The following is a 9,543-nucleotide window of genomic DNA, read 5'->3' as shown; positions in this document are numbered from 1 at the left end:
GTTTCATGTTGTGGATTCGGCGCGTGCGCCCGAAGGGACAGCTGTCGGCGATGTAGTGCTAGCCAAGGTCCCCTGGAACGACTGGTATCAGTGGCGCACCCTATTCATGCTCTACGTTGTAGATGCCGACAATGACCTGACCCGTGTTGGCCATGTCAAGATCGCAGATGTGACGTTCGAGAAGTACACGAACGACGAAGAGTTTAGAACCCCACTCCAAGAGACATTCTCGAGGCTCGGAAAGTCGTACGCATCGCTTGGACAGGACCAGAGCTACTACGAAACGCTCCTCGCAGAGTTGGGAACTAAGCGAACAGGCGCGGTTTTACGTTCACTTCGGGATCTAGCGTACACGCCGGATCGCATCGATGACCTTTTGGAACACAGCGTTATACATGACTCGCTTTTTCGGGAAGTCGGCGTCGAGACAGCGAAGACTCAGTTTCACGGCATCGCTCATGGCGGTAGCGAACTAGTTCCTTATGAATTCACCTTTATCCAGCCACCCGAAGTAAATCGCGACCAAACAATCCGACTTCCATTTTCTGTAAAGCCAGAGTCGGAACCACCCACCAACGTGCATGTCCTTATCGGACGGAATGGTTCTGGAAAGACACGCCTTCTAAACTCAATGGCGCGAGAACTCCTTGGCACCGAGAACGTCGACATCCCCCGCGGAAAATTCGATACCCCCGACGTCGACGGCCCCGGATTCAAGAATCTGGTCTTTGTCTCGTTCAGTGCCTTCGATCAGTCCGATCTCCCCCAGGAAGGTGACGGCCCGTTCGATGTAGGATTCTCGCGTATCGGCATACAGGAGGCCGAAGGGACTCTCGGGCCGGAGGAGCTTGCCAAGGCGTTTGCAGCAAGCGCGTACCGGATCTTCCAGAGGGGACTGAACTCGCTTTGGAAGGACGCGCTCCGCACCCTCGAGAGCGACAAGAACTTTCGGGACGCAGCGATTGCTGATCTAATTGAGGAGCAGTTGGCGCTTGCACCGGACGCGCGACCACGCACTCAAGTACGGCAGACCTTCAGTCGCTTGAGTTCGGGGCACAAGATCGTCCTACTAACCATCACGCGCCTCGTCGAATCCGTCGTATCGCGATCGCTCGTGCTTCTCGATGAACCTGAGGCACACCTGCATCCGCCGCTCCTGAGCGCATTTATGCGTGCTCTGTCGAGCCTCATGCAGGAGCGGAACGGTGTAGCGATCGCAGCCACGCACTCGCCAGTGCTCCTGCAAGAAGTACCTCGAAGCTGTGCGCTCGTCATTCGTAGGAGCGGAGGTACGAACAAGGTCGATCGACCAGCACGTGAGACATTCGGCGAGAACGTCGGCGTTCTCACACACGACGTGTTCAAGCTCGAAGTTACGCGATCGGGCTTCTACAAGCTTCTCGAAGAGGCTGCCGATGAAGCGGAGAGTTACGAGGACGTCGTACGACGATTCAATAATCAGCTCGGAGGCGAAGCACGCGCGATCCTGCGATCGTGGTTCGCGGCGCGAGGCAACCAATGATCTCCGTCGATCGACCGGGGTTCGGTGTCGCCGACATCATCGCTACCTTCAGCGACACCCTCAACGAAGCCCGCATCGTCACAAGCGCCGCAGATATTGAACAGGCGGAGGCAAGTTTCGATGTGCTTGCGAATGCGGAATCACTCCATGAGTTCCGTCAACATAATCGCGCGGTAGCAGCTGAGCTGCGCGCCGCCGTCAGATGGGCATACAAGAACCGCCTGCTGAGGGGATCAGCCCGCGGCTACTACAACCAGCTCCGGGAAGCATCACGACACGGACTATGCCCGCTGTGCCTCGTACGCGATGCCTCAGAACTCGACCACTACCTGCCGAAACGAAAGTTCCCCGAGCTGGCTATCGTGCCTCTCAACCTCGTTCCCATATGTGACGAATGCAATGGAACGAAGCTGGAGTACGTCGGCGAGCACTCTGATGACCAGATCCTGCACGGCTACTACGACGACTTCGCAGCGCGTTCATGGCTAACCTGCACAGTCGAAGAATCGCCTGGCGCCCCACTGCTGTTCAGCGTGGCGCCGCACTCGAGCTGGACGCCCGCGCAAGCCGCCCGCGTCGAGTTCCACTTTCTCAAGTTCGGGCTGAACACCCTGTACGCGAATCAGGCGGCTGTGGAGCTCACCGGTATACGTCGCTATCTCAAGAAGCTCCTCCGGGCAGGCGGCTCGAACGAGGTTTCCTCTTACTTGGAAGAAATGGCGTTGAGCTTCTCCGCGGAGCCAGCGTTCATCTGGAAGCAAGTTGCGTACCGTGGCTGGAGTGAGAGCCGGTGGTTCTGTGAGGGCGGCCTTGCCACGCGCGCCTGATGTCGAGGTAGGGGCGACTCCTGCCGTTCCGGCAATGAGCTCTCCAACTCCCGCAGCGCTAGCTTGACGAGTCTCGCCACACGCTCGGGGGTGAAGGCGGTCATGACAATGCGTTGAGGTCCCGCCAAAGGTTCGATCGCGACATGCTCCAAGAGTGCTCGGAGGTTTGGTGCGATATCGACCACTTTTCCCGGAGTAAGCTGCGTTCCGCGGGTCAGCGTGTAGCCGCGTCCCGTCTTCCTGGTCGTAGAATCATCTCTGTTGTTCGAAACAAGATCACTGGGGTATCGGTGGCCGCCCCATCGACTTCGGGCGCGAGCAGAAGGAGCGCTACAAGCGCCGCAACGTCGTCGAACGCTGCTTCAACAAGCTCGAGCAGTGGTGCGGCATCGCGATGCGATCAGAAAAGACCGCCCGCAACTACCACTCCGCCATCTGCCTCGCCGCGACACTCCAATGGGTTTAGCAACACCCCTAGTCGCCTGGCGTCGGGTCAGTGACGTCGGCGGCACCGAACAGCAAGCTGTCGACGACCTGGTCGCGCCGGGCCGGCCGCGCGGTGGTGTACCTCAGCAGATCTTCGAAGTGAGAGAACACGACGACCGCTTCTTCGAACTCTGGCTCGGAACCGTGGACGACTGCTCCGTCGTCTCGCACCGCCAGGTACTCGTATCCGTTGCGAACGGAAAGCAGGATGGGTGCGTGGCGCCTCCAGAAACGGGAGACCGCGACCGCCTCATCATCCGTCGTCGCAGCCTGGATGCTCAGCAGTTCACACTCGTTCCACGCGAACGCCCCCTCCGCGCCGGTCGAGTAGTCGTCGCGGGACAAGAACCACACCGTCTCGTCTGAGCTCGACAGGAGTGAGAACGAGGACACCCAGCGGATCACCGTTTCGGGTGCCGCGCGCAGCGGGGAGGGAACGCCGTTCTCCATCGACGTCGGCGGCTCAAACGTCCACCCGGCTTCCTGCAAGCTTCCGGCGGCACTTCGGAAGAGTTCCGGCATGCTCCCAGGCTACCGATCCGCCTGGCATAGGCAGGCGGTCACCAAGCCCAGGCCTCATCGGAGATCTCAGTACGCGACACGCTCCAAGCGTCACCCGCACACCACGAATCAACCTTTAGCAACACGCCATAGGTCGGCCCACAGTTTCGGGGCGGGCGCGCTGCCTTGGCGCTCTAAAGGCCAGGTAGGCCGTCGATGCTGAGTGAGTTCTTCTGGCGTCGGTAGTTCTCCATCCCCCCGGGCCCCTTCTTCTCGGCTTGGAGTCGGATGAGGTCGCGTTCGTCACGCACGTCCATGATCGGCACTCCCCACCCGCAAGAGTCGCTGATCCTGGTCACGTCCAATGCGATCACGGCGCGCGTGCTCGGGTTGTCTGGGTGCAGATCGACCACCTCATCGAAGCCAGCATCGCCGGGCAGGAGGACAGAACCTCTTCCGTGGAGACGGACGATGCGAGGGCGGCTGTCGAACGACGGGAACATCAGACAGATGCGTCCGTTCTCGCGAAGGTGCGCGATCGTCTCAACCCCGCTGCCGGTGTAGTCGACCCAAGCAACGCGGCGAGGTCCAAGAACAGACAGCGTGTCATGGCCTCGCGGGGGAGACGTTCACGTGCCCGGCCTCCGCGAGCGGTGCGGTAGCGACGAACCACAGCGGTTGAGCCTCAATCCACGAGGCCAGCTTGGCGTCGATTTCATCGAAGAGCTTGCCCATGATTCGACAGTAACCCTGGGGCGTCCCCGAACGAGCGGCGGGGGCGTCCGTTTGTAAGTTCCCGCAATCGCTCGAAACTGATCGTTTCCGGTGCGGCTGTCCGGCAGTCGATCTAGAATGTACTCAGAAGCAATACCCGCCCCACTGCTTAGCTGTGGGGTCGTCCCCGCCGCGTAGCTCCGGGGTGCCCCACGTAGTGGGGTTGAACATATTGACGATGAGATCCCAAGCCGGCGGGACCGGCACCCTGTCTCATCGGCGGAGAGGCCCCAAGCCGGCGGGACCGGTGCCCTGTCTCCCCGCAGGTGGTCTGCGCTCGCGCCGTCACCTCCCGTCCTCCCCGTGGGGCGGGGCAAGGTGTCCGCTTGATTCGATCGCAGCTTGCGGATTAGTCCGCCCACCAGAAGCCCTAGCCGACCTGTCTTTCCTGACCGGCGCCGGGCGACGGGGCGCTAGCGCCAGTTCGGAGACATGGTGCCCGACTACCTCTCGCAGCTCCTCGACGCCGCCCCACCCGCATCAGCCGCCGCCCTGGTCGCCGTCGCCGCGCATTACGGCCTCAAACTGCTCCTAGCGATCGTGGCGACCTTCGGACGAGGCGAGCGCCGCGAGAACGCCGAGCGCGTGCTGAAACTCCTGGTGCGACCAAAGCGGCCCCGAGGTTCATAGCGTGGTCCACAGGTTGTGCGGCAATGGGCGCTGGAACAGGGAATGACCGTGAGTACCCGACGGGTACTATCGCCAAACGTGTTGGCTGCCTACGACGCTGCACGCGGCCAATAGGATGGAGGCTGCTTCGGCCGACCCATCCACGCATACCGACGCAATACAGGGGTCTCCGATCAACGTATCGATGAGAGTGTCGTCTGCCACATCCGGCTCGTAACGGGCCACTATCGTGCGCGACGGCCTACGGGGCGAAAGCTCGAGTGCGGCTTCGTGTATCGCTCGGGAGCTGCGCGACTCCTCCGAGCGCTCGATCTGACGTCGACGATCTTGACCTGTGGCCCGCGCTCACGCGAGCAGCCACCTGGTGAGGTATGAAGAGACGGTGGAGATCGACTAGTGGTGGCCCCAGACACCGGAGATGGTCAGGCGTCGCCTGATTAATCATCCATGGGAACCTGTGTCGCCGTACGTGCTCGAGGAAGTGCATCGAGCAGGCGGCCCGGCTCCTGACGCAGGATGGTGGGAACCGATGCGCGGTTGGGAGAACGGGGAAGTGTTCTTTCCTGCGGCGGCGTTGCAATGGGTTCTGTCTCAGCCGGACACCCCTGGCCTTCGAGAACTGCCGACACGTGACCGGCGTGCTGACTACTTCAAGCGCGGATGGCCGCGCAGATCGTCTCGCTGAGAAGCAGCGAAGGCCCCGCCGTGTTCGCTTCGCCAAGCGGAGCGCGAGCCGCCTGGGCGCCCCTCTAGAGGAACGGGCGGAGATCCTCCTGGTTCGGTTCCGGGATCATCGGCACCAGTCGGACAGTGGCGAGCAGCGGGTCCTTCGCGTCGGCCATCTTCTGCATGTCGCGCAAGTAATCCTCGGATGCGGCGCGCTCTTCGGGATCGAGGCCAGCAGCGGCTTGCAGCGCCGCGGCGACGAACTGCCGCTGACGCTCCGCCGCTTCGTGTGCGTCGACGAGGCTCTGGAAGTAGTTCCAGCGAGCCGCCTCGTAGTACCGCTTCTGTGCGGCCTTCTGTGCGGCTTCTTTGCGTTGTTGTTCGGCCTCTGCCTTCACACGAGCCTGCTCGGCGTCCCATTCCGCGTGAAGCTGGTAGCGGTCGAGCGCTGCGAAGAGGTCGGGGAGCTTGTCCTCGAGGCGTCCGCGTTTGCTGTCTCTGAAACGTTCTCCCTTGTACGACGTGTATCGCCCGTCAAGGGTGATTTCGAGCTCGCCTGTGGAGATGAACTCGGTCTGCCTGCGCCAGAGCCACCTGGCCTGCTTGGCGTTGTAGCGCTCCTGATAGTTCAGTGTTCGTCCGCCCTTGCCTGCAGTCTCACGTACCTCGACGGAGTACTCACCATGGGGCGTCTCGAGCCAGATGTGCCCTTCCACGGGCTTCGACTGATGCTTGTTCTGGTTCTTCTTGGCCTTGCTGGGTGAGATCACGGTGAGCCCGCGTCGTTCTGCCTCGGTAGCAATGGCCTGAAGGATCCGAGCGGCCCGGCTGAGGTGCTCCTTCGAGACGTACTGCCAGTCTCGACTGTCGAGATAGTGCCGCACTACCGGGTGGTACTTCCCGACACGGTCCGGTACGGGCACCGGATGCTTCTCGACGAAGTCCTCGAAGTAGGGCACCAGCCGCACAGTGCGCTCCGAACTACGCGAGTAGTACCAGTTCCCCGACAACTCAAGCTTCTGTCCTCGAGGACGGTTAGCGGCGTGAAGCGACGCCCGCACTAGGCGCTCAAGCGACTTCAACTCATCGCCTTGTGCCGCCTCAACCATGAGAGATCCGCCGGCTTCGAGCACCTGCATGATCAACGCCTCGGCTTCCGAGTCCGACGGCAGTACATCTGCCATTGGCGGTGCTGCCAGCCAAGCACGACCGGACGTAGTGATCGTGGCGCGCCAGGTCGAGCCACGCCCGGCGATGCTGACCAGGCCACGACGTTCGAGAGCGCGCGCAGCGATCCGATGCTTCCATCCTTCGGTGTAGACGCCCTCGGGACAGCCCGCCTCAATCCAGCGGAGCACCGCCACCTGTGGGGCAGTCAATGCGGTCGGATTCTTCGCCATGAGCCGCACAGTAGCCCCGGCTATGAACGTCCGGATGAACGAAACCCTGTTACGTCTTCAGTGGGTGCGTGCGCGCCGCGTGGGGCGTCACCGTACGTTCCTCCGCACGTCGTCGGCCTGTTCCGGTGTCAGCAGCCAGGGGTCACCCGGACGATGCTCCGGGTACTTCCGACGGACGTAGTGATAGATCCTCATCCCGAGCCGATGCTCGGTGTGCCCCAACTCAGCCGCGAGGGCAGACAGGCCGATGGACTCCCCGGTACCGACATCCAGAACGTCGAGATCGCAGCCGCCGCAGTAGAGCCCGTAGGCGCGCGTGCGCAAGACAGTGCCACACTCCGGGCACCGTGGCTGAGCCGCGGCAGCAAGGACATCGTCCATGGCCATGCAGCGTACTCAGCGACGTTCTGATCCGAGAGCCGTTGTCCACAGTCCCGGCCGCCCGAGCACAGCCTCTGGCTTTAGGCCCAGAGGCTGACCGCTGCTCTCTCGGCCGCGCTCAGTGTCTCGCCGGCCTTCGCGGCGGCGTCGTCCGCCTGCTTGAGAACGCTGTGGAGAGACCGCATGGCGGCCGACCACCGCATCTGAGCATCCGAGTACGCCGCGCGGGCAGCACCGTTCCAGCGCTCCTCGACCTCTCCAACGGCGTCCTCAAGATCCGTGAGGTGGTCCTGGATGGCAGAGGTGGCTGCGTGCAGCTGGTGGAGCAGCTGGTCGTGTTGTCCGCTGTCGAATTGGATCGTCATGGCTTTGGCCAAGTCATGTCGAACTCCCTCAGTGCGTAAACGGAAGGAATCGTGCCGGTCTGTAGGTAGGTGTAGAAGATCTCGACCGCTTCGTCGGCGCTGAACACCTCGTCGGGGTGGACTTGCGTGCTGCGCTCCCCATGGAAGAACTCGATGGTCACCAGCTCGGGAGCGCGACGCTCGCTATGTCCGAGCGTGTAGAGCTTGGTCTCCCCGTCGTCCTCGCGTCGTCGCCACTCGATCGTGAGCTGGTCGCCCGTTCCGGCGCATTGCAGGAACACGTCGGAGCCCCCGCTGCGGATGAACCTCAGCACTTCGACACCGTCAGGCACCGGTGCGAGCGTGAACGTCGAGCGCTTCCCGGCGTGAAGCAGCCCGAGGAGGTGAGCGAGCTGCTCTTTGGGCGACCGGAGGTCGGCGACGAACTCCGTCGAGTTGCGGCCGTCGATTGTGTAGTAGAACCGGCTCATCACTCCACCACCTGTACTCGAACCTTCACGACATCGACCCACTCACCATTGATACGCACGCGGGCGGGGCTGGACGGCGAGATGGCATCATCGAACGCCTTCTGATTGCCTTCATTCCGAAGGTACTTGTCAACGGCGCTTCCGCTCTTCACTTCGACGGCCGTGTACGTGCCGTCGGGGTTCTTGTAGAGACCATCGAAGTAGCGCTGCTGGTCCGTGCCCTCGGCGGAAGCTCGCACTTTATCTCGGTTGATCGTGGCTCCAAGTTCTTCTTCGACCTCATCGAGCCCCTGTTTCTCCTTATCGACCCAGGGCTTCGAGCTCTGCCCGTTGGCAAACTGACCGTAGTCGTCTCGTCCGTCGCCTCGGTCGTACCCGCGCCGCTCAAGCAACTCGACTCTGTTCGCTCCGAGAGCCCCGGACGCGATCACGGTGGCGCCTGCTCCCACAGCGGCTGCGCCGGCACCCACTGCCGCAAATCCCGCTCCAGCCGCCGGCGCACCGACAGCCGCTCCCGCACCCGTCAGCGACGCCGCCCCACCGCCACCGATGAGGCCCGCACCGCCACCGATCATGGCGGAACCGCCGAGGACTGCGAGGAGCGCTTCGGGGTTGTTGAGGATCGCATTCCCGATCGACGCAGTCCCATTGACGAGATCCACGATCGTGTTCCAGTGAATCTGGATCTGCATCTCGACCATCACGGCGCCGAGAACGCCGAGGGCGTTCCATGGGTTCGGAGCAGGTGGCGCAATGCCTGCTGCTGCACGGAGGTCGCTGGCTGCCGTGGCTCCGGCGGTCGCGACCTGCTCTCGGGCATAGGTGAGAAGTGCCCGCGCCTCGGTACGAAGCTCAGCGCCTCCGTCGACAGCGGGCGGAAGGATGTCTCCAGGCCCCGCCAGCCGCTCCATCTCACGAGTGCGGCGCGCGGACTCTGCGGTCTGCGCGGCCGCCGCTGCCCACATGTCGATAGCGTCAGCTGCCTTCTGCTGGGCCCACCCAAGTGTGGTCGCATACTCATCAAGCGAGTCAGCCGCCCGGGTCAGCATCTCTGCGGAAGCTTCCCACGAAGCCGCCGCAGCGTCACGTCGACTGATGAATCCGGCTGCCGCGTCTCCCTGCCAGCTTTCCGGAGCACGAAGATCATGGAGTCGATCGCTCACCGCTCGCGCTAGATCGCTACGATTTCGCCAGAGCGTGACGGAGTCCATGAGTCCGGAGACAGAGCCCGGCACGAGCTTCACCGGGTCGGTCGTTTCTCCGAGCTCGCTCAAGGGAGTGTTCCATCCCCGCGCGGAGCAGAGTCAAGATCCGCGCGACGATACAGATCAGCGGTCGTTCGGAGTCGGTTCGAGATCTCGTCCAGTTCCGCGGTCTGGCTCTGCCAGGTCGAGGCGACTTGCGACAACATCTCCGAGATCGCGACGGCTACATCAGCGTTTCCTGCGTCAGCAGAGCACGTCTCAAGGAACGATCCTGCTTCACCACGAATGCTCTCCACCGCCGCAGCCGTTGTCGACA

General features: G+C 62.6%; 12 protein-coding genes. 4 read left to right on the top strand and 8 right to left on the bottom strand.

All coding sequences use genetic code 11. The features are described 5' to 3' along the window. Nucleotides 1–10 precede the first annotated feature (10 nt). Nucleotides 11–1,522, top strand: coding sequence for an ATP-dependent nuclease (locus LXM64_RS03605; RefSeq protein ID WP_234074658.1), 1,512 nt, complete (start codon nucleotides 11–13; stop codon nucleotides 1,520–1,522). Further along, nucleotides 1,519–2,349 (top strand): HNH endonuclease, encoded by an 831-nt coding sequence (locus LXM64_RS03600; protein WP_234074657.1) that lies wholly within the window; start codon nucleotides 1,519–1,521, stop codon nucleotides 2,347–2,349. The genes LXM64_RS03605 and LXM64_RS03600 overlap by 4 nt, the downstream gene beginning before the upstream one ends. Nucleotides 2,350–2,823: 474 nt before the next feature. On the opposite strand, the gene LXM64_RS03595 is transcribed toward LXM64_RS03600, so the two are convergent. From LXM64_RS03595 to LXM64_RS16080, 3 genes are all read right to left on the bottom strand, one after another. Next, nucleotides 2,824–3,357, bottom strand: a complete 534-nt coding sequence (locus LXM64_RS03595) for a hypothetical protein (RefSeq protein WP_234074656.1) — start codon at nucleotides 3,355–3,357, stop codon at nucleotides 2,824–2,826. A gap of 173 nt (nucleotides 3,358–3,530) precedes the next feature. Further along, nucleotides 3,531–3,842, bottom strand: coding sequence for a hypothetical protein (locus tag LXM64_RS16085; protein ID WP_326490549.1), 312 nt, complete (start codon nucleotides 3,840–3,842; stop codon nucleotides 3,531–3,533). A gap of 100 nt (nucleotides 3,843–3,942) precedes the next feature. Continuing rightward, complete coding sequence (locus LXM64_RS16080) at nucleotides 3,943–4,071, bottom strand: hypothetical protein (protein ID WP_326490537.1); 129 nt, start codon at nucleotides 4,069–4,071, stop codon at nucleotides 3,943–3,945. 471 nt (nucleotides 4,072–4,542) lie between these two features. Between LXM64_RS16080 and LXM64_RS03585 the strand changes: the two genes are divergently transcribed. Further along, on the top strand, nucleotides 4,543–4,740 hold the full coding sequence (locus LXM64_RS03585; RefSeq protein ID WP_234074655.1) for a hypothetical protein: 198 nt from the start codon (nucleotides 4,543–4,545) through the stop codon (nucleotides 4,738–4,740). A 15-nt stretch (nucleotides 4,741–4,755) separates the two neighbouring features. After that, the gene (locus LXM64_RS16145; RefSeq protein WP_419144851.1) at nucleotides 4,756–4,854 is read left to right on the top strand and encodes a hypothetical protein; all 99 of its coding nucleotides are present in this window, start codon (nucleotides 4,756–4,758) and stop codon (nucleotides 4,852–4,854) included. 635 nt (nucleotides 4,855–5,489) lie between these two features. Here LXM64_RS16145 and LXM64_RS03580 read toward each other — a convergent pair. The 5 genes from LXM64_RS03580 to LXM64_RS03560 all read right to left on the bottom strand — a co-directional run bounded on the left by LXM64_RS03580 (nucleotide 5,490) and on the right by LXM64_RS03560 (nucleotide 9,296). Further along, nucleotides 5,490–6,806, bottom strand: a complete 1,317-nt coding sequence (locus tag LXM64_RS03580; protein ID WP_234074654.1) for a hypothetical protein — start codon at nucleotides 6,804–6,806, stop codon at nucleotides 5,490–5,492. Between the two features lie 87 nt (nucleotides 6,807–6,893). Beyond that, entirely contained in the window at nucleotides 6,894–7,187 is a 294-nt protein-coding gene (locus tag LXM64_RS03575; RefSeq protein ID WP_234074653.1) for a hypothetical protein, read from the bottom strand. A gap of 80 nt (nucleotides 7,188–7,267) precedes the next feature. Next, on the bottom strand, nucleotides 7,268–7,552 hold the full coding sequence (locus LXM64_RS03570) for a WXG100 family type VII secretion target (protein WP_234074652.1): 285 nt from the start codon (nucleotides 7,550–7,552) through the stop codon (nucleotides 7,268–7,270). Continuing rightward, nucleotides 7,549–8,022, bottom strand: coding sequence for a hypothetical protein (locus tag LXM64_RS03565; RefSeq protein WP_234074651.1), 474 nt, complete (start codon nucleotides 8,020–8,022; stop codon nucleotides 7,549–7,551). Before LXM64_RS03565 ends, LXM64_RS03570 begins: the two co-directional genes overlap by 4 nt. After that, nucleotides 8,022–9,296 carry a putative T7SS-secreted protein gene (locus LXM64_RS03560; RefSeq protein WP_234074650.1) on the bottom strand — a complete coding sequence of 425 codons (1,275 nt, stop codon included), beginning with the start codon at nucleotides 9,294–9,296 and terminating at the stop codon, nucleotides 8,022–8,024. The genes LXM64_RS03565 and LXM64_RS03560 overlap by 1 nt, the downstream gene beginning before the upstream one ends. Nucleotides 9,297–9,543 lie beyond the last annotated feature (247 nt).

It is taken from the genome of Microbacterium binotii (assembly GCF_021398715.1).
Lineage (GTDB): Bacteria > Actinomycetota > Actinomycetes > Actinomycetales > Microbacteriaceae > Microbacterium > Microbacterium binotii_A.
The sequence above is the reverse complement of the archived record's forward strand: the minus strand, read 5'-3'. Positions and strand labels throughout refer to the sequence as shown.

Coding starts and splice junctions, on each gene's coding strand:
- LXM64_RS03600 (WP_234074657.1), top strand. CDS start 1,519: ATGATCTCCGTCGATCGACCGGGGTTCGGTGTCGCCGACATCATCGCT.
- LXM64_RS03595 (WP_234074656.1), bottom strand. CDS start 3,357: ATGCCGGAACTCTTCCGAAGTGCCGCCGGAAGCTTGCAGGAAGCCGGG.
- LXM64_RS16080 (WP_326490537.1), bottom strand. CDS start 4,071: ATGGGCAAGCTCTTCGATGAAATCGACGCCAAGCTGGCCTCGTGGATT.
- LXM64_RS03585 (WP_234074655.1), top strand. CDS start 4,543: ATGGTGCCCGACTACCTCTCGCAGCTCCTCGACGCCGCCCCACCCGCA.
- LXM64_RS03580 (WP_234074654.1), bottom strand. CDS start 6,806: ATGGCGAAGAATCCGACCGCATTGACTGCCCCACAGGTGGCGGTGCTC.
- LXM64_RS03575 (WP_234074653.1), bottom strand. CDS start 7,187: ATGGACGATGTCCTTGCTGCCGCGGCTCAGCCACGGTGCCCGGAGTGT.
- LXM64_RS03570 (WP_234074652.1), bottom strand. CDS start 7,552: ATGACGATCCAATTCGACAGCGGACAACACGACCAGCTGCTCCACCAG.
- LXM64_RS03565 (WP_234074651.1), bottom strand. CDS start 8,022: ATGAGCCGGTTCTACTACACAATCGACGGCCGCAACTCGACGGAGTTC.